At 66.4% G+C, this 17911-nt stretch carries 18 protein-coding genes; 15 read left to right on the top strand and 3 right to left on the bottom strand.

The window, feature by feature from the left end; all coding sequences use genetic code 11:
* Positions 1–68: 68 nt before the first annotated feature.
* A complete protein-coding gene (locus DCM80_RS17995) occupies positions 69–1817 on the bottom strand; it encodes a methyl-accepting chemotaxis protein (protein WP_257192910.1) in 1749 nt (582 codons plus the stop codon).
* Between the two features lie 223 nt (positions 1818–2040).
* Between DCM80_RS17995 and DCM80_RS18000 the strand changes: the two genes are divergently transcribed.
* The 7 genes from DCM80_RS18000 to DCM80_RS18030 all read left to right on the top strand — a co-directional run bounded on the left by DCM80_RS18000 (position 2041) and on the right by DCM80_RS18030 (position 7439).
* On the top strand, positions 2041–2787 hold the full coding sequence (locus DCM80_RS18000; RefSeq protein ID WP_028138448.1) for a YebC/PmpR family DNA-binding transcriptional regulator: 747 nt from the start codon (positions 2041–2043) through the stop codon (positions 2785–2787).
* Between the two features lie 211 nt (positions 2788–2998).
* Complete coding sequence (gene ruvC / locus DCM80_RS18005; RefSeq protein WP_257192911.1) at positions 2999–3526, top strand: crossover junction endodeoxyribonuclease RuvC; 528 nt, start codon at positions 2999–3001, stop codon at positions 3524–3526.
* Positions 3523–4140: a Holliday junction branch migration protein RuvA gene (gene ruvA, locus DCM80_RS18010; protein ID WP_035998377.1), complete on the top strand. Its 618-nt coding sequence runs from the start codon at positions 3523–3525 to the stop codon at positions 4138–4140. Before ruvC ends, ruvA begins: the two co-directional genes overlap by 4 nt.
* Positions 4141–4264: 124 nt before the next feature.
* Positions 4265–5323, top strand: coding sequence for a Holliday junction branch migration DNA helicase RuvB (gene ruvB / locus DCM80_RS18015; RefSeq protein ID WP_257192912.1), 1059 nt, complete (start codon positions 4265–4267; stop codon positions 5321–5323).
* Positions 5324–5452: 129 nt separating this feature from the next.
* Positions 5453–6373: a metallophosphoesterase gene (locus tag DCM80_RS18020; RefSeq protein ID WP_257192913.1), complete on the top strand. Its 921-nt coding sequence runs from the start codon at positions 5453–5455 to the stop codon at positions 6371–6373.
* A gap of 70 nt (positions 6374–6443) precedes the next feature.
* Entirely contained in the window at positions 6444–6893 is a 450-nt protein-coding gene (gene ybgC, locus DCM80_RS18025; protein WP_028138443.1) for a tol-pal system-associated acyl-CoA thioesterase, read from the top strand.
* A gap of 78 nt (positions 6894–6971) precedes the next feature.
* Positions 6972–7439, top strand: coding sequence for a nuclear transport factor 2 family protein (locus tag DCM80_RS18030; RefSeq protein WP_257192914.1), 468 nt, complete (start codon positions 6972–6974; stop codon positions 7437–7439).
* A 410-nt stretch (positions 7440–7849) separates the two neighbouring features.
* Here the strand turns inward: DCM80_RS18030 and DCM80_RS18035 are convergent, their stop codons facing one another.
* Entirely contained in the window at positions 7850–8557 is a 708-nt protein-coding gene (locus DCM80_RS18035) for a type 1 glutamine amidotransferase (protein ID WP_257192915.1), read from the bottom strand.
* Positions 8558–8624: 67 nt separating this feature from the next.
* Positions 8625–9551: a LysR substrate-binding domain-containing protein gene (locus DCM80_RS18040; protein WP_028138440.1), complete on the bottom strand. Its 927-nt coding sequence runs from the start codon at positions 9549–9551 to the stop codon at positions 8625–8627.
* Positions 9552–9822: 271 nt separating this feature from the next.
* On the opposite strand from DCM80_RS18040, the gene DCM80_RS18045 reads away from it, so the two are divergent.
* The 8 genes from DCM80_RS18045 to DCM80_RS18080 all read left to right on the top strand — a co-directional run bounded on the left by DCM80_RS18045 (position 9823) and on the right by DCM80_RS18080 (position 17854).
* Positions 9823–10857, top strand: a complete 1035-nt coding sequence (locus tag DCM80_RS18045; RefSeq protein WP_257176704.1) for an ABC transporter substrate-binding protein — start codon at positions 9823–9825, stop codon at positions 10855–10857.
* A gap of 23 nt (positions 10858–10880) precedes the next feature.
* Positions 10881–11921 carry an ABC transporter ATP-binding protein gene (locus DCM80_RS18050; RefSeq protein ID WP_257192916.1) on the top strand — a complete coding sequence of 347 codons (1041 nt, stop codon included), beginning with the start codon at positions 10881–10883 and terminating at the stop codon, positions 11919–11921.
* Positions 11918–12793, top strand: coding sequence for an ABC transporter permease (locus DCM80_RS18055; protein ID WP_257192917.1), 876 nt, complete (start codon positions 11918–11920; stop codon positions 12791–12793). Before DCM80_RS18050 ends, DCM80_RS18055 begins: the two co-directional genes overlap by 4 nt.
* Positions 12790–13596 carry an ABC transporter permease gene (locus DCM80_RS18060; protein ID WP_257192918.1) on the top strand — a complete coding sequence of 269 codons (807 nt, stop codon included), beginning with the start codon at positions 12790–12792 and terminating at the stop codon, positions 13594–13596. The genes DCM80_RS18055 and DCM80_RS18060 overlap by 4 nt, the downstream gene beginning before the upstream one ends.
* Before the next feature lie 8 nt (positions 13597–13604).
* The gene (locus tag DCM80_RS18065) at positions 13605–14741 is read left to right on the top strand and encodes an FAD-binding oxidoreductase (RefSeq protein ID WP_257192919.1); all 1137 of its coding nucleotides are present in this window, start codon (positions 13605–13607) and stop codon (positions 14739–14741) included.
* Between the two features lie 277 nt (positions 14742–15018).
* Entirely contained in the window at positions 15019–15315 is a 297-nt protein-coding gene (locus DCM80_RS18070) for a (2Fe-2S)-binding protein (RefSeq protein ID WP_257176709.1), read from the top strand.
* A complete protein-coding gene (locus DCM80_RS18075; RefSeq protein ID WP_257192921.1) occupies positions 15312–16730 on the top strand; it encodes an FAD-dependent oxidoreductase in 1419 nt (472 codons plus the stop codon). Before DCM80_RS18070 ends, DCM80_RS18075 begins: the two co-directional genes overlap by 4 nt.
* Positions 16727–17854, top strand: a complete 1128-nt coding sequence (locus tag DCM80_RS18080; protein WP_257192922.1) for an FAD-binding oxidoreductase — start codon at positions 16727–16729, stop codon at positions 17852–17854. The genes DCM80_RS18075 and DCM80_RS18080 overlap by 4 nt, the downstream gene beginning before the upstream one ends.
* Positions 17855–17911 lie beyond the last annotated feature (57 nt).

Here is a 17911-nt window from a genome sequence, read left to right on the forward strand (position 1 = left end):
CCGCGGCATTCCCATTCCAGCGGCGACTTAGAGGATGATTCGCCGACAGCGTCTTGCCTGAGCGTGCACTAGAGTTTGTAGGCGGTGCGGAATCCGCCCCAGTGCCGGCCTTGTACGCGGATCGGGACGTCGATCTCGCGCATCATCACCGTGTTTCCGTTGCCCATGTCGCGCGCATAGGTTTGGACCAGATACGATCGCAGGTTGCGCGCGGCGGCCAGCCCCGCCGGATCGTTGAACATCCGCCGGTTGCGGCTGTTGGCCGTATTCCAGGCGACGTCGCCCGGCCGCTGCGGATGCGAATAGATCTTGTTGTGCACCGGCAGGAAGCCGTTGCGGTCGACCATTGCGCAGAACGCCATGCGTTTGTCTTTTGCCAGAAAGGCTTCCTGGAACGGCGGCAGGGCGCGGTCGGCCCAATCGAGATATTTCGTGCGGTATTGCTGCGGATTGGTTCCGGCGATCTCGGCATAGTCGGTGTCGAAGAGGTCGTCGATCCTGACCTCGCCGCGGGCCACCGCCTGCTCGAAGATCTTGGCCAGCGCGTTGCCCGCCTCCATCGCGCGGGTGACGAACTCGGTGTTCTCCTCGTGGATCGACCAGAGCTTGTCCTCGATCTTTTCGCGGAGCTCGGCATTGGGGCTGGCGAACTGCGCGCGGGCGCCGGCCTTGGATTGCTCGACCACGCGCAGGCGACAGGCGCCGACCTCTTCGAGGGTGCCCTCGATCATCGCTTGCGATGCGAGCCGGCCGGCGTCCGCGCCGCCGATCAGCACGCCGTCCATCGAGATCTCGTAGACCGGCATCGCGCCGCGCGCGCTCTCGAAGTTGAGATGGCAGGGCAGCCGCTCGGTCTTGCGGCGGTCGTCGTGCTCGCTCTGGCGCAGCAGCACGGCGCAACGCGACTTCAGCTTCTGTGCGAAGGTGGTGACGGCTTTGCCGGCGCTGGCGACGTTCTCGCCGTGGCTCTCGGCCGCCTTGGTCGCGGCATCGATCTCGGCGGCGCTCTCGCCGACCGAGACGATGAACTCCGAGGCGCTCGCGGCATTGCCGGAGACTTCGCTGGTGGTCGCGTTCTGTTCGGCGACCGCCCCGTTGACGGTCTCGAACACCGGGCGGATCGCCTCGATCGCCTGCGAAATGCGGTGCACGGCATCCGCAGAGCCGGCGGCGTCGCGCTGCAGCGCGTCGATCTTCTTCGTGATCTCTTCGGTCGCGCCTTGCGTCTGCACCGCGAGCGCCTTGACCTCGGTTGCGACGACCGCAAAGCCCTTTCCCGCCGCGCCCGCGCGTGCGGCCTCGATGGTCGAATTGAGTGCGAGCAGCGTGGTCTGGCGCGCGATCTGCGCGATCAGATTGACGACGTTGCCGATGGCGGCGGAGGATTCCCGCAAGCGGTCGACATTGGCGCGGGCTTCCTGCGCCGCGGCACTGGCCGCGTCGGCGAGCTTGCCGGCCTCGCGAACCTGCGCCCCGATTCCGAGCGCAGACTGGGTGAACTTGTCGGCGGCATGGGCGAAGGTGGATGCGGTCGATTGCGCGGCGTTGGTCCGGCCGGTCAGGGCGTCGGTGCGGTCGCGGATGGCCGCCAGCGTCGCCGCGGTCGCCTCGGCGCCGCCGGCCACCGAATTGGCGGCGCGTTCGAGCTGCCGGATCATGGCGCCGAGCTCGAGTTCCAGCAGCTCCAGGATTTCCCGTGCCGAATCAGTCTCGGCCGCGGCAGCGGGCTCGGAATGGGCCGCCGGCTGCGGCGCCGCCGGGGCGGCCGCAGGCGCAGCCTGGTCCGGTAGACGCTTCCGAAATAGTCCGAACGCCATCGGCTCTCTCGTGTCGGGGAATGGTCGGACGCTATTTTCGCAGTCCGGAATGAAATCAGGGTTAACAATGCCCGATCCTTGGGCACCCGGCCGTACCCAGGGCCACCTTTAGGGTGCTACCTTAGGAGTAGGAGATCCCTTTGATTCCGGCGGGTTGGCGGCCTATAAGGCCGCGCTTCCCACGCTCCACCTTTGGCTGACGATTTCCTAGAGAAGACCACGCATGGCCGGACATTCCCAATTCAAGAACATCATGCACCGCAAGGGGCGGCAGGATGCCCAGAAGTCGAAGCTGTTCGGCAAGCTGGCGCGGGAAATCACGGTCGCCGCCAAGCTCGGCACGCCCGACCCGGCCATGAACCCCCGTCTGCGCGCCGCCGTGATCGCGGCGCGCCAGGAGAACATGCCGAAGGACAATATCGAGCGCGCCATCAAGAAGGCGCTCGGCAGCGATGGCGAGAATTATGACGAGATCCGCTACGAGGGTTACGGCCCCGGCGGCGTCGCCGTCATCGTCGAGGCGCTGACCGACAACCGCAACCGCGCCGCCTCCGACATCCGCTCCTTCTTCACCAAATCCGGCGGCAATCTCGGCGAAACCGGCTCGGTCTCCTTCATGTTCGATCGCACCGGCGTCATCGAATACGACCGCAGCGTCGCCTCCGACGACGCGGTGCTGGATGCCGCGATCGAGGCCGGCGCCGACGACGTCGTCTCGGGTGAAGGCGGCCACGAGATCTACGCCTCGACCGAAGGCTATCGCGACGTCGCCAAAGCGCTGGAAGCCAAGTTCGGCGAGCCGCGCAAGGCCGCGCTGATCTGGAAGCCGCAAAACACGGTCGCGGTCGACGACGAGACCGGCGAGAAGCTGCTCAAGCTGATGGATCTGCTCAACGAGCACGACGACGTCCAGAACGTCTACGCCAATTTCGAGGTGTCGGACGCGCTGATGGCGAAGATGGGCGGGTAGGGTACTCCCGTGTCCCGGACGCGCTGCAGCGTGAAACGCTGTTGCGCAGAGCCGGGACCCATCGTTTTCCGAGTCCGGACGCCTGCTGGGCCCCGGTTCAGCAGCGCAGCACTTCGTGCCGCGCTGCGCCCGGGGCACGGGACCGGCTTTCCCCTGTTACTTCTGTTCTGTTTCTGTTTCGCTTCCGGCGGCCAGCCGCTATCACTGGCCCATGACTGCGCTCCCGATTCGTGGCCCCGTTCGCATCATCGGCATCGACCCCGGCCTGCGCCGCACCGGCTGGGGCGTGATCGAGGCCGAAGGCAACCGCCTGATCTACGTCGCCTGCGGTTCGGTGGAGCCGCCGGACGATTTGCCGCTGTCGAGCCGCCTGCTCGCGATCCATGAAGGGCTCGCGGCCGTTCTCTCCAGCCACCAGCCGATGGAAGCGGCGGTCGAGCAGACCTTCGTCAACAAGGACGGCGTTGCCACGCTGAAGCTCGGCCAGGCCCGCGGCGTCGCCATGTTGGCGCCCGCAATGTTCGGCATCCCGGTCGCCGAATATGCGCCGAACCAGGTCAAGAAGACCGTGGTCGGCGCCGGTCATGCCGAGAAGGCCCAGATCGCGATGATGCTGAAGATCCTGTTGCCGAAGGCCGCGCCGCCGTCGGCGGACGCCGCCGACGCGCTCGCCATCGCCATCACCCACGCCCATCACCGCCAGAGCGCGGCGCTGCGGCTGAAGGTGGCGGGCCTATGATCGGCAAGCTCAAGGGCCTGATCGATTCCTACGGCGAGGATTTCGTCATTCTCGACGTCGGCGGTGTCGGTTATCAAGTGCACTGCTCCTCGCGCACGCTGCAGCATCTGCCCTCGCCGGGCGAGGCCGCCGTGCTGTCGATCGAGACCTATGTCCGCGAGGACCAGATCAAACTGTTCGGCTTCCGCACCGATCAGGAGCGCGAATGGTTTCGCCTGCTCCAGACGGTGCAGGGCGTTGGCGCCAAGGTCGCGCTCGCGGTGCTCGGCACGCTCTCGCCGGCCGATCTCGCCAATGCGATCGCGCTGCGCGACAAGGCGGCGGTGGCGCGCACGCCCGGCGTCGGCCCCAAGGTCGCCGAGCGCATCGTCACCGAACTGAAGGACAAGGCGCCGGCTTTCGCCAATGTCGACCCGGCCGTGGTGCATCTCGCCGGTGCCGTCGACGACCAGCGCGCGCCGCGCCCGGTGGCGGATGCGATCTCCGCACTGGTCAATCTCGGCTACGGCCAGCCGCAGGCGGCTGCTGCGATCGCATCGGCCTCGCGCAGCGCGGGTGAGGGCGCGGAGACGGCGCAGCTCATCCGCCTCGGCCTGAAGGAGCTGGCGAAGTGAGCGCGGCAATGGTCAGTCCCGTAGGGTGGGCAAAGGCGCCCTTCGCGCCGCGCCCACCAGAGGTCCGGTCGCTCGAAAGACGTGGGCACGCTTCGCTCTGCCCACCCTACGAGGAGTTCACTAGGTGAGCGATCCCAAGACCAGCCGCATGGTCTCGCCTGAGCGCCGCAGCGACGATGTCGGCGACACCGCGCTGCGCCCGCAATCGCTGTCCGATTTCGTCGGCCAGCAGCAGGCGCGCAAGAACCTCTCGATCTTCATCGAGGCCGCGCGCAAGCGCGGCGAGGCGCTGGATCACGTGCTGTTCGTCGGCCCACCTGGGCTCGGCAAGACCACGCTGGCGCAGATCGTCGCCAAGGAGCTCGGCGTCGGCTTTCGCGCCACCTCGGGGCCTGTCATCGCCAAGGCCGGCGATCTCGCCGCACTCCTCACCAATCTCGAAGAGCGCGACGTGCTCTTCATCGACGAGATCCATCGCCTCAGCCCGGCGGTGGAAGAGGTGCTTTATCCCGCGATGGAGGACTTTCAGCTCGATCTCATCATCGGCGAGGGACCGGCGGCGCGCTCGGTGAAGATCGAGCTGTCGAAATTCACGCTCGTCGGCGCCACCACGCGCGCCGGCCTGCTCACCAATCCGCTGCGCGATCGCTTCGGCATTCCGGTCCGGCTCAATTTCTACACGATCGAGGAACTGGAGAGCATCGTCAGCCGCGGCGCCCGCGTGCTCAATGTCGGCATGACCTCTGATGGCGCCAACGAGATCGCGCGCCGCGCCCGCGGCACGCCGCGCATCGCGGGGCGGCTGCTCAGGCGCGTGCGCGACTTCGCCTCCGCGGCAGATGCCGACAAGATCGACCGCAAGATTGCCGACCACGCGCTGAGCGCGCTCGAGGTCGATGCCGCTGGGCTCGACGCCATGGACCGCCGCTATCTCACGACTATCGCGCTCAACTATGGCGGCGGCCCGGTCGGCGTCGAGACCATGGCCGCGGCACTGTCCGAGCCGCGCGACGCGATCGAGGACATCATCGAGCCCTATCTGATCCAGTGCGGCTATCTCCAGCGCACCCCGCGTGGCCGCTTGCTCACCTCGCATGCCTTCCGCCATCTCGGCATCGCCGAGCCCTCGCGCGATGCTGCGGCGCAGTTCGGTCTGTTCGGGACGGACGAGAGCGACGACTGATCCGCGCAATCGCGGCGCGCTGCTTCGGTCATGAATTTCTGGTGATCTCGTGCAGGCGATCTGCACGAGAACACCCCAATTCCGCTCCAATCGGACCGCATCAAGAGCGCGCATCCCGATCGGGCTTTCATGATCACGCGACGTCATTTCATCCGTTCCATCGGCGCCCTGTCTGCCCTCGGCGTCTCCACCGCGGCCTATGGCGTCGGCGTCGAGCCGGTGCTGCGGCTCCGCGTCACCCGCTATCATCCGAGGCCGCGGCAATGGCCGGCGGATCTTTCGCTGAAGATCGCCGCCATCGCCGACATCCATGCCTGCGATCCCTGGATGTCGCTGGAGCGGATCGAGGGCATCGTCGAGCGCACCAACGCGCTGAAGCCCGATATCGTCGTGCTACTCGGCGACTATGTCGCCGGTCTGCACCATGTCACGCGCATCATTCCGTCGAGGGAATGGGCGAGGGTGCTCGCCGGCCTCAAGGCGCCGCTCGGCGTCCACGCCGTCATGGGCAATCACGATTACTGGGACGACAGGACCGTGCAGCGCACGGGGCGCGGGCCGACGATGGCGCATCGTGCGCTCGAGGCCGCCGGCATTGCTGTCTACGAGAACGACGCGGTGCGCCTCACCAAGGACGGCCGCCCATTCTGGCTCGCCGGCTTGGGTGATCAGCTGGCCTTCCTGCCGGCGCGGCGCTTGCGCAGCATGGCGCACTTCGGCGCCGACGATCTCAACGCCACGCTCGCCAAGGTCACTGACGATGCGCCCGTGATCCTGCTCGCGCACGAGCCCAACATTGCGCCGCGCGTTCCCGCGCGCGTCGCGCTGCAATTGTCCGGCCATACCCATGGCGGCCAGGTTCGCCTGCTCGGCTGGTCGCCCGCCGTCGCAAAGCAGCGGGGCATCCGGCTCGCCTATGGCCATATCAGGCTGAAATGCGATCTCATCGTCTCAGGCGGCCTCGGTTGCAGCATCATGCCGGTCCGCGTCGGCGTGCCGCCCGAGATCGTCGAGGTGACGCTGGGAAGGACAGGGCCGGTTGTGTCCTAGCTCCGCTTGCGCCGGCGGCAGTTTTTGCGCAAAAACGGGCCGATAAGCGACAAGCGAAGAGGCTCGCGACGTGACAGCTCATCTCGACGGCGAGATCCGCGACGGCCGCCATCACATGCAGGTCCGCGTCTATTACGAGGACACGGATTTTTCCGGCATCGTCTATCACGCCAATTATCTGCGCTACATGGAGCGTGGACGCACCAATCATCTGCGCTTGATGGGCGCCGAGCAGCAGGCGCTGTTCGAGCAGGCCGAGACGGAAGGCACAGGCTACGCCTTCGTGGTGCGCTCGATGCATCTGGACTTTCTCAAGCCCGCGCGTATGGACGACGTGCTCGACGTCGTGACCTGGCCTGTCGCGGTGAAGGGCGCCTCGATCATGCTGGCGCAGGAGGTGCGGCGCGGGGACGACGTGCTGGTGAAGGCCGAGGTCCGCGTCGCCTTCATCAGCGGCGGCCGCGCCCAGCCAATCCCGAAATCGATCCGCACGCTGATGAAGGCCGATTTGATTTCGTGATCGCCCGATAGGTTGTGGCCTATCGACTCCGTCCAATGCGGCGATAGATTGCGGCCCCGATCAACCGATGAGGCCAACATGTCGCGCCCGCCGCTTCCGCCCTTTACCCGTGAGACCGCCGCGCAGAAAGCGCGCATGGCCGAGGACGCCTGGAATTCACGCGATCCGGTGCGCGTGTCGCTCGCCTACACCGAGGACAGCCGCTGGCGCAATCGCTCCGAGGTGTTTCAGGGCCGCGAAGCGATCGTCGCCTTCCTGACCCGCAAATGGGAGAAGGAGCAGGATTATCGCCTGATCAAGGACCTCTGGGCCTTCGACGGCAACCGCATCGCGGTACGCTTCCAGTACGAGTGGCACGATGGAAAAGGCCAGTGGTATCGCTCCTACGGCAACGAGCAGTGGGAGTTCGACGAGCACGGCCTGATGAAGCGGCGCGAGGCGTCGATCAACGACATCATGATCGCCGAGAAAGACCGCCGGTTTCACTGGTCCGCGCCGGGGCCGCGACCGGCCGATGTGCCGGGATTGGGAAGCGATCCGTTCTGAGGTTCGCGAGATAGCGCGGCGCGCTTGCTGAAGTCTCTCCCCTTGTGAGAGCGGGTGGCTTCGCGAAGCGAAGACGGGTGAGGGGTCTCTCTCCGCGAGTCCGGCATCGTAGGGTGGGCAAAGGCGCACTTGCGCCGTGCCCACGTCGTCTCACCAAATAGGCAGGACGTGGGCACGCTTCGCTTTGCCCACCCTACGGTACTGAGCTGTCGAAAGTGTCCACGATGTCTCCGAACACCCGTCCACCATCTCCCCGGTCTGAACAGTGGGAGAGGGTGGCTTCGCGAAGCGAAGACGGGTGAGGGGTTTGTCTCCTCGCGAGCAGTCTAACGAGCGGATAGAACCCCTCATCCGGCGCTTCGCGCCACCTTCTCCCACAAGGGGAGAAGGAAGGGGGACGTCTCGTCTAGCTAGGCGCGTCGCGCCAAGAACCTCGTAATCGCCGCACCGAGCTTCGCGTTATCCATCGGCTGCGCCAGCGATGCCCGTGCCGTCGCGACGACATGGTCCGGCGCCTTGCCGTCGCGCAGATCGCAGCAGACTTGCGCGAACGCGACGTCGAATTCGGGGTGCGGCTGCACGCTCAGCGTCGTGCCGTTGGCGTAGAGCAGGCCGGCGTGCGGGGTGAACGCCGACGACAGGATCGTCAGCGCATCGCTCGGGGGCTCGATCACCTGGTCCTGATGCGAGGCGGCGATCGCGACCGCTTCGCCTTCGATGATTCCGTTCCCCGGCAGCACCCGATAAACGTGCCGGCCGATGCCCCAGCCGTTCTCCGACTTGCGCACGGTGCCGCCGAGCGCCTGCGCGATCAGCTGATGGCCGAAGCAGACGCCGACCATCGGCGTCTTGCTGACGTGGGCCGTGCGCACGAAATCTTCCAGCGGTGCGATCCAGTCGAGCCCGTCATAGACGCCAGCGGCCGCGCCGGTGATCAGGACCGCCTCGAGCTCGCCCGGATCGGGAAGCGCATCGCCATTCGGGATGCTGACGACCTCGATCTTGGCGGTGGGGTCTTCGGCGCGGATCATGCGCTCGAACATATCGGGAAATGAACCGTGGCGCTCGCGGTGCTCTTGCGGGACCGCTCCGGTCTCGATGATGGTGATGCGTGCCATGTGCCCTCGCGAAGACAGGGAGACTACAGCAGGCGCCGTGCGGCGTCCAAATCAGCCGCCGGCAAGGTCAGCCGCTCGCAACATCCTGCGCGGCCTCGTCCTCGAATTCTGCCAGCGCCTTGCGCATGGTCTCGACCAGATCCAGCGCCACCGGCGACGGGCTGCGCTGGGCCGGAAAGACGGCGGAGAATTCGAAGTCGATGCGCGGCAGGAAGCGACGCGCGACCACGCCGCGGGTGGCGAATTCCCGCGCGGTGAAGGGGTCGCAGATCGCGACGCCGAGCCCTGACGATACCATGCCGCACATGATCTCCGACAACGTCGTCTCGACCCTGAGCACCCGGCGGACCTCGTGGCGATTGAAGACCTGGTCGACGAGATGCCGGCTCGAAGATCCCGCCGACAGCGAGATGAACGTCTCGCCTTCGAAATCGCGCGGCTCCAGCACTTCCTTCTCCGCGAGGCGATGACCGCTCGGCAGCACCGCGACGCGCGCCGGCGCCGGCAGCCGCAGGCTCGGCAGGCCGGAATGGGCGATCGGCACCTCGGCGAAGCCGATGTCGCATTGATTGTTCAGAACCCAGTCGACCACGATCGGCGAGATTACGCCGAAGAAGGCGAGGTTGAGGTTCGGCCGCTCCTGAAGGAAGTGCCCGGCCAGGCGCGGCAAGAAGCCGTTCGCAAGCGCCGGCAGCGCGGCGATGCGCAGCGAGCCGGTGCGGCGGCCGCGGATTTCCTCGGCGGCCGCCGTGATGCGCTCGAGGCCGACGAACGAGCGCTCGACCTCGGTGTAGAGCGCCATCGCCGCCGCAGTCGGCACCAGGCCGGTGCCGCGCCGCTCGAACAGCTCCATCTTCAACAGCGCCTGGAAGTCGCGCAGCAAGCGGCTGACCGCTGGCTGCGTCACCACCATCAGCTTGGCAGCCTCGGTGACGCTGCCGGTCAGCATCATCGCGCGGAAGGCCTCCACCTGCCGCGAATTGATCCGCGCCATCCCGTCGTCCAATCATAATATTTCGGCATGCAGAGGGTGCCATTATTCATTGGACGATGGAAGCTTGGGTTTGCGATCTTTTTCATCAGAGCTGGAGCCAGCTCGCTTTTTCGGCAGATTGGAGGCGTTCAAACCTCCAAATCGCGCCAAAACCCGCCGAACAGGGGCCGGAGCCCTGATCTCAAGGGAATTTGCGCGGAAGGAAATGCGGAAGGCGCTCCAGCCGGATTTGTCGGCACGTCACCTCATTCCGGTATGGAGATCGGTCCACATGAAGACTTTTCGCCTTCTGACCGCGGTCAGCATCGCAGCGCTCATTGCCGCCCCGTCAGCCGCCTCGGCCCAGCAAAAGACGCTTTATATCGCCGGCTACGGCGGTTCGTTCGAGAAGACCATCCGTGACGAGGTGATCCCGGCTTTCGAGAAGGAGAACGGCGTCAAGGTCGAGTACGTCGCCGGCAACTCCACCGACACGCTGGCCAAGCTCCAGGCGCAGAAGGGCAACCAGCAGATCGACGTCGCCATCGTCGACGACGGCCCGATGTACCAGGCGATCCAGCTCGGCTTCTGCAGCAAGCTCGAGGGACTGCCGGCCGATCTCTACGATACCGCCCGCTTCAAGGACGACCGTGCGGTCGCGATCGGCATCGTCGCGACCGGCCTGATGTACAACACCAAGGTGTTCAAGGAGAAAGGCTGGGCGCCGCCGACCTCCTGGAACGACCTGAAGGACACCAAATACGCCAAGCAGCTCGTGATCCCGCCGATCAACAACACCTACGGCCTCGAGGCGCTGGTGATGCTGTCGAAGATGAACGGCGGCGGCGAGACCAACGTCGAGTCCGGCTTCAAGATTTTCAAGGAGCAGATCAATCCGAACGTGCTCGCCTACGAGCCGTCGCCGGGCAAGATGACCGAGCTGTTCCAGTCCGGCCAGGCCGTGATCGCGGTGTGGGGCACCGGCCGCGTGCAGAGCTTTGCCAATACCGGCTTCCCCGTCGACTTCGTCTATCCGAAGGAAGGTGCGGCGACGCTGCTGACCACGGCGTGTCCGATCAATAAGCCCAACGCCTCGCCGCTCGCCGCGAGCTTCGTCAAGATGCTGCTCGATCCGAAGATCCAGCTCGTGCTGCTGAAGGACTACGGTTACGGCCCGGTGCTGAAATCGCTGGTGATCCCGCCCGAGCTCGGCAAGATGGCGCCGATCGGGGAGCGTGCGGCCAAGCTCTATAATCCGGACTGGACCGTCATTAACGAGAAGCGCGAGGAATGGACCAAGCGCTGGAATCGCGAGGTCGAGCGCTGATCGGTCGCGGCGGAGACAGCGTCATGGCCTATCTCGAGCTCGATCGGGTCGCAAAGCAGTTTGGCGCGCAGACCGTGGTCGACGACTTCAGCCTGTCGGTGGGGAAGGGGGAGTTCATCTCCTTCCTCGGCCCGTCCGGCTGCGGCAAGACCACGACGCTGCAGATGATCGCGGGCTTCCTTGATCCCACGCGTGGCACCATTCGCCTCGAAGGCAAGGACCTGACCGCGATCCATCCGGCCAAGCGCGGGCTCGGCATCGTGTTCCAGAGCTACGCGCTGTTTCCGCACATGACGGCGGCGGAGAACGTCGCCTTCGGCCTCGAGATGCGCAACGTGCCGCGCGGCGAGCGGGCCGAGCGCGTTCGCTCCGCGCTCGCGATGGTCGGCCTTGCCGGCTTTGAGGACCGTCATCCCCGCCGCATGTCCGGCGGCCAGCAGCAGCGCGTGGCGCTGGCGCGCGCGCTGGTGATCAAGCCGAGCGTGCTGCTGCTCGACGAGCCGCTGTCGAACCTCGACGCCAAGCTGCGTGAGGAAATGCAGATCGAGCTGCGCCAGATCCAGCGCACCGTCGGCACCACGACGATCCTGGTCACCCATGACCAGAACGAGGCGATGTCGCTGTCCGACCGCATCGTGGTGATGAGCCAGGGCAAGATCGAGCAGATCGGCACGCCGCAGGAGACCTATGAGAAGCCGGCCTCCGCCTTCGTCTCGCAGTTCCTCGGCAAGACCAACGACTTTGCCGGGACGATCGACCGCACCGCGGCGCCCGCGCAGCTGGTGGCGGGCTCCTGGAGCGCGCCGGCGCCGGTGGGCTTTAACGGCCCCGTGACGGTCAGCATTCGCCCCGAGAGGATCGGTTTTGGCGATGCCGGTCTTGGTGCAAAGATCATCACGCGGATTTTCCAGGGCAATCACTGGCTATTCCAGTGCGAGAGCGAGTGCGGCCCGGCGATCGTGATCCGCCAGAACGACGGCAAGGCGCAACCGGCCGAAGGCGAGGCCGTTCGCCTCACCTGGCGGCCCGAGGACATGAGCGTGCGCGCGAGGACTGCCGCATGAGCATGGCCGCCGAGGAGCGCAGCACGCGCGCGCCATGGGCGCTGACGGCGCCTGCCTTGATGCTGTTCGTCGGCGTGCTCTTGATCCCGCTGGCGATGACCGTGATGCTGTCGTTCCACGATTGGGGCCAGTACAAGGGCATCGAGCCGGTCTTCATCCTCAAGAACTGGCACGAGATCGCGACCGATCCCTATTACGCGGAAATGTTCTGGCGGACGTTTCGCGTCGCGATCCTGACGACACTCCTCACTGCCGTGTTGGGCGCGCCCGAAGCCTATATCCTCAACCGCATGAGCGGCCGGTGGAAAAGCTTCTTCCTGCTGGTCATCCTCGGGCCGCTCTTGATCTCCGTGGTGGCGCGTACGCTCGGCTGGGCGCTGCTGTTCGGCGGCAACAACGGCCTCGTCAACAAGCTCTTGATGTCGCTCGGGGTGATGCGTTCCCCCATTCCCTTCATGTTCACCGAAACCGGCATGGTGATCGCGCTCGCGCATGTCATGATGCCGTTCATGGTGCTGTCGGTGTGGGCGGCGCTGCAGCGGCTCGATCCGCAGATCGAGAACGCGGCGATGTCGCTCGGCGCCGGTCCCGTCACCACCATCCGCCGCATCATCATGCCGCAGATCATGCCGGGCGTGCTGTCGGGGGCCATCATCGTGTTCTCGCTCTCGGCCAGCGCGTTTGCGACGCCCGCGATCATCGGCGGCCGCCGGCTCAAGGTTGCCGCGACGCTGGCCTATGACGAATTCCTCAACACGCTGAACTGGCCGCTCGGAGCCGCGGTCGCAACGCTGTTGCTGGCTGCACTGGTGCTGATCGTCGTCGGCAGCAACGCGCTGATCGAGCGGCGCTATGCGGAGGTGTTCCGATGAGGCGGAACGGCCCCCTCGCGTTGATCTTCCACACCATCTTCGTCGTCATCATGGTGGCGCCGATCCTTGTGGTCTGCCTCGTCGCGTTCACGCCCGAGGGATATTTGTCGCTGCCGACCAACGGCTTCTCGCTGCGCTGGTTCAGGACCATCGCGAATTATCCCGAGTTCATCCACGCCTTCTGGGTCAGCCTCGGGTTAGGGGCGCTGTCCTCCTTGGTGGCGTTGTTGTTCGCGGTGCCGGCGGCGCTCGCGATTGCGCGTTATCGTTTCCGCGGCCGCGATGCGCTGGCGGCGCTGTTCCTGTCGCCGCTGATGATCCCGCATGTCGTGCTCGGCATCGCCTTTCTGCGCTTCTTCACCTCGGCCGGCCTCGGCGGCAGCTTTGCCGCGCTGATCATCGCCCATGTCATCATCGTGTTTCCGTTCGCGCTGCGGCTGACGCTCGCGGCGGCGACCGGGATGGACCGCACGGTCGAGATGGCCGCGGTCTCGCTCGGCGCCGGCGGCTGGACCCTGTTCCGGCGCGTGACGTTGCCGCTGATCCTGCCCGGCGTCATCAGTGGTTGGGCGCTGGCCTTCATCCAGTCCTTCGACGATCTCACCATGACCGTCTTCCTCGCCGCGCCCGGCACCGAGACATTGCCGGTGCGCATGTTCCTTTACATCCAGGACAACATCGATCCGCTGGTAACGTCGGTCTCGGCCTGCGTGATCGCTGTTACCATGACCGCCCTCATTCTGCTCGACCGCTTCTACGGGCTCGACCGCGTGCTCGCCGGCAAGGGCGATACGGGGCGATAGGAGAACCTATGCGAACGGACTACGACGTCGCCGTCGTCGGCGGCGGACTGCTCGGCTCCGCCATTGCCTGGGGCCTTGGCCGGCTCGGCAAGACGGTCGCCGTGCTCGACGAAGGCGACATCACCAAGCGCGCCTCGCGCGCGAACTTCGCGCTGGTGTGGGTGCAGAGCAAGGGGCTCGGCATGCCCGCCTATACGGTGTGGACCGTGCGGGCGTCGCAGGCCTGGAGCCGGCTGGCGTCCGAGCTGAAGCAGCAGACCGGGCTCGACGTCTGCCTCCAGCAGAATGGCGGCTTTCACCTCACCCTCGGCGAGGACGAATTCGGTCAGCGCACCGAGCTGGTCGCGCGCATGCACAACCAGACGGGCGCGGCCGATTACAAGATGGAGATGCTCTCGGCGTCCGAGGTGAAGAAGTCGCTGCCGCTGATCGGCCCCGAGGTCTCCGGCGGCAGCTATTGTCCCCTTGATGGACATGTGAACTCGCTGCGCACGTTTCGCGCGTTCCACACCGGCTTCAAGGCGTTCGGCATCGACTATCTGCCGGAGCGGCCGGTCTCCGCAATCGGCAAGAGCGGCGGCGAATTCCGCCTGACCACGCCGAAGGGCGAGCTGCGCGCCGCCAAGGTGGTGCTGGCCGCGGGCAACGCCAACCAGACGCTGGCGCCGATGGTCGGCCTCCATGCCCCGATGGGCCCGACCCGCGGCCAGATCGTGGTGACCGAGCGCACCATGCCGTTCCTGCCGCACCCGCTGACGACGATCCGCCAGACCGACGAAGGCACGGTGATGATCGGCGACAGCAAGGAGGACGAGCTCGATGATCGCGCGCTGAAGCATTCGATCAGCGCGGTGATGACCGATCGCGCCCAGCGCATGTTCCCGCATCTGTCGCGCCTCAACGTGGTCAGGAGCTGGGCCGGCATCCGCGTGATGCCGCAGGACGGCTTTCCGATCTACGACCAGTCAAAGACGCATCCCGGCGCCTTCGTCGCCTGCTGCCATTCCGGCGTGACGCTCGCCTCCAACCACGCTTTCGAGATCGCGCGCATGGTGGTGCAGGGCGCGCTCGAGCCCGAACTGGTCGGCGCATTCTCGGCCAGCCGTTTTGGCGGAGCGGGCGCGGCGAACAACAGCGGCTACTAGAGGTGCGAATGGCTTTGATTGGAGCGATGGCAGCAGCAGCCAGGAACTCATATCACCTCTCCCGTAGGGAGAGGTCGGAGCGCATCGCAAGATGCGCTCCGGGTGAGGGGTTACACGCTCAACTCGTGCCGCGGCCCCTCACCCGGATTGCTCAGGCGCGCAATTGCGCGCCAAAGCAATCCGACCTCTCCCCGTCGGGGAGAGGTGAAGCCATCGCCGCCGCACCTGACTTTCTTACGCTCCACCAGTTCAGATAAAGGAGCCACGAGGCATCCCGATGTTCAAGAGATCCGAACAGGACAAGCGTCCGCCAGTGCAGATCTTCGTCGACGGCGTTGCGGTCGCGGCGCGCCAGGGCGACACGGTCTCCGCCGCGCTGCTGGCCTCCGGCGTCGACGCACGCCGCTCCACCGCGGTGAGCGGCGCGCCGCGGTTGCCCTATTGCATGATGGGCGTGTGCTTCGATTGCCTCGTCACCATCGACGGCGTCGGCAACCGGCAGGGCTGCCTGGTGCCCGTGGCCGAAGGCATGCAGATCGAGATCCAGAAGGGCAAGCGGGAGATCGGAAGATGAGTGTGGCTCCCAGGCGTGAAGACTATGACGTCGTGGTGATCGGCGCCGGGCCCGCCGGCCTTGCTGCTGCTGCGACCTCGGCCGAAGCCGGCCTCTCGACGCTGCTGCTCGACGAGAACATGGGTCCCGGCGGCCAGGTGTTTCGCGCGATTGCATCCACGCCCGTGACCGACCGCAGCCAGCTCGGCGCCGATTATTGGGTCGGTGCCGATCTCGTGCAGGCGCTGCGCGCGAGCGGCGCGGAGGTCATTCATCGTGCCACCGTCTGGAGCCTCGACCGCAACCTCGACATCGCCGTCTCGATCGGCGGCGCATCCGCCTTCGTCAAGGCGAAGCGCGTGATCCTGGCGACCGGCGCACTGGAGCGGCCGTTTCCGATTCCCGGCTGGACGCTGCCGGGCGTGATGACCGCAGGCGCGGCGCAGACCATGCTGAAATCCTCGGCGCTGGTGCCCGACGGCCGCACGGTGATCGCCGGGCAGGGCCCGCTGCTCTGGCTGCTCGCTGCACAAATCCTGCGGCTCGGAGGCCGCATCGACCGCATCCTCGATACCACCGAGCGCAGCAACTATTTCGCGGCGCTTCCGCATGCCTTTGCCTTCCTGACCTCGCCCTATTTCGCCAAGGGCCTCGCAATGATGCGCGAGGTCAAGGCGAAGGTGCAGGTCGTCTCCGGCGTCACCGAACTCTCGGCAGCCGGTGAGGGCCAGCTTGCCAGCGTCAGCTATGTCGCGGGCGGCAAGCGCGAGACCATTCCCGCCGATCTGCTCCTGCTGCATCAAGGCGTCGTGCCCAACGTCAATCTGGCGATGGCCGCCGGCGTCGAGCATCGCTGGGATGACCTGCAGCTGTGCTGGTCGCCGGTGCTCGATGCGAGCGGCGGTTCGTCGGTCGCCGGCATCGCGATCGCCGGCGACGGGGCCGGCATCGGTGGCGCGAATGCGGCCGTGGTGCGTGGCCGGATCGCGGCGCGCGCGGCCGTGGAAGCCTTGTCGCCTGCAGTTGCGGCGAAGCTCCCAGCGATGGCAACGCTCCGTTCCGATCTCGCCAGGGCCGAGCGCGGCCGCCTCTTCCTCGACACACTGTTCCGCCCGGCGCCGCAGTTCCGGATTCCCTCGGGCGATACCATCGTCTGCCGCTGCGAAGAGGTCACCGCAAAGGACGTTCTCGATTCCGTCGCGATCGGCGCGACCGGGCCGAACCAGCTCAAGGCCTATCGCCGCACCGGCATGGGCCCGTGCCAGGGCCGGCTCTGCGGCCTCACCGTCACCGAGCTGATGGCGCAGGCGCGCGGAAAGACGCCGCAGGAGATCGGCTATTACCGGCTGCGCGCGCCGGTGAAGCCGATCACGCTCGCCGAGCTCGCCGCCGTTCCCAAGAGCGAGGCGGACGTCAAGGCCGTGGTTCGCGGATGACCCAAAACGTGGATGCGATCGTCGTCGGCGGCGGCATCCACGGATGCTCGACTGCGCTGCATCTGTGCCTCGCCGGCCTGAAGCCGGTGCTGATCGAGAAGGACTATGCCGGCCGCCACGCCTCGGGCGTCAATGCCGGCGGCGTGCGCCAGCTCGCGCGGCACATCCCCGAGATTCCGCTCTCGATCCGCTCGATGGGAATCTGGGAGAAGATCGCAGATCTCGTCGACGACGATTGCAGCTTTGAGAGCTACGGCCAGGTGCTGGTCGCGGAAAACGAGGAGGAGTTGGCGGCCTGCCGCGCCCGCGTCGCCGAGCTCAACGCGCTGGGCTTCACCCACGAGGAGCTGATCGGCGCTGCTGAACTACGTCGTCTGGTGCCCGCGGTTGCCGAGACCTGCCCCGGCGGAATCGTGTCGCGCCGTGACGGCGCGGCCAATCCGGCGCAGACGACGACGGCGTTTCGCCGCAAGGCCGAGCGGCTGGGCGCGACCGTGCGCGAGGGTGTCGCGGCCGGCAACATCCGGCACCGTGACGGGCTCTGGCATGTCGATGTCGGTCCTGAAACCTTCGCCGCGCCGGTGCTGGTCAATGCCGCCGGCGCCTGGGCCGGCAGGATCGCCGCCGATCTCGGCGAGCCCGTTCCGGTCGAGACCGTGGCGCCGATGCTGATGATCACCTCGCGCGTGCCGCACTTCATCGATCCCGTCGTGATCCTGCGCGGGCGAAAGCTCTCGTTCAAACAATTCAAGAACGGCACCGTGCTGATCGGCGGCGGCCATCTGGCGAGGCCCTATCAGGACCGCAACGAGACGGTGCTCGACTGGAAGAGCCTCGCGACCAGCGCGCAGACCGTGTTCGAGCTGTTTCCAGTGATGCGCAGCGCCTCCATCGTCCGCGCCTGGGCCGGCATCGAGGCCAAGATGAAGGACGATATTCCGGTATTCGGTCCGAGCAGCCGTCACAAGGGCCTCTATCACCAGTTCGGCTTCTCGCTGCACGGCTTCCAACTCGGCCCCGGCGCCGGCGCCGTGATGGCCGAGCTGATCGTCAGCGGCGGCACCCAGACCCGGATCAGCGATCTCGGCATCGACCGCTTCCATCCTTCCACGCTCCAGGGATGAGGTGTTGTCGAATCCGATCAGTTGCTCCGAACTCGCTCAATCTCTCCCGCTTGCGGA

The sequence above is a fragment of the Bradyrhizobium sp. WBOS08 genome (genome assembly GCF_024585125.1).
In the GTDB taxonomy this organism is placed as follows: domain Bacteria; phylum Pseudomonadota; class Alphaproteobacteria; order Rhizobiales; family Xanthobacteraceae; genus Bradyrhizobium; species Bradyrhizobium japonicum_B.

Coding starts and splice junctions, on each gene's coding strand:
- DCM80_RS17995 (WP_257192910.1), bottom strand. CDS start 1,817: ATGGCGTTCGGACTATTTCGGAAGCGTCTACCGGACCAGGCTGCGCCT.
- DCM80_RS18000 (WP_028138448.1), top strand. CDS start 2,041: ATGGCCGGACATTCCCAATTCAAGAACATCATGCACCGCAAGGGGCGG.
- ruvC (WP_257192911.1), top strand. CDS start 2,999: ATGACTGCGCTCCCGATTCGTGGCCCCGTTCGCATCATCGGCATCGAC.
- ruvA (WP_035998377.1), top strand. CDS start 3,523: ATGATCGGCAAGCTCAAGGGCCTGATCGATTCCTACGGCGAGGATTTC.
- DCM80_RS18020 (WP_257192913.1), top strand. CDS start 5,453: ATGATCACGCGACGTCATTTCATCCGTTCCATCGGCGCCCTGTCTGCC.
- DCM80_RS18030 (WP_257192914.1), top strand. CDS start 6,972: ATGTCGCGCCCGCCGCTTCCGCCCTTTACCCGTGAGACCGCCGCGCAG.
- DCM80_RS18035 (WP_257192915.1), bottom strand. CDS start 8,557: ATGGCACGCATCACCATCATCGAGACCGGAGCGGTCCCGCAAGAGCAC.
- DCM80_RS18040 (WP_028138440.1), bottom strand. CDS start 9,551: ATGGCGCGGATCAATTCGCGGCAGGTGGAGGCCTTCCGCGCGATGATG.
- DCM80_RS18045 (WP_257176704.1), top strand. CDS start 9,823: ATGAAGACTTTTCGCCTTCTGACCGCGGTCAGCATCGCAGCGCTCATT.
- DCM80_RS18050 (WP_257192916.1), top strand. CDS start 10,881: ATGGCCTATCTCGAGCTCGATCGGGTCGCAAAGCAGTTTGGCGCGCAG.
- DCM80_RS18055 (WP_257192917.1), top strand. CDS start 11,918: ATGAGCATGGCCGCCGAGGAGCGCAGCACGCGCGCGCCATGGGCGCTG.
- DCM80_RS18060 (WP_257192918.1), top strand. CDS start 12,790: ATGAGGCGGAACGGCCCCCTCGCGTTGATCTTCCACACCATCTTCGTC.
- DCM80_RS18065 (WP_257192919.1), top strand. CDS start 13,605: ATGCGAACGGACTACGACGTCGCCGTCGTCGGCGGCGGACTGCTCGGC.
- DCM80_RS18070 (WP_257176709.1), top strand. CDS start 15,019: ATGTTCAAGAGATCCGAACAGGACAAGCGTCCGCCAGTGCAGATCTTC.
- DCM80_RS18075 (WP_257192921.1), top strand. CDS start 15,312: ATGAGTGTGGCTCCCAGGCGTGAAGACTATGACGTCGTGGTGATCGGC.
- DCM80_RS18080 (WP_257192922.1), top strand. CDS start 16,727: ATGACCCAAAACGTGGATGCGATCGTCGTCGGCGGCGGCATCCACGGA.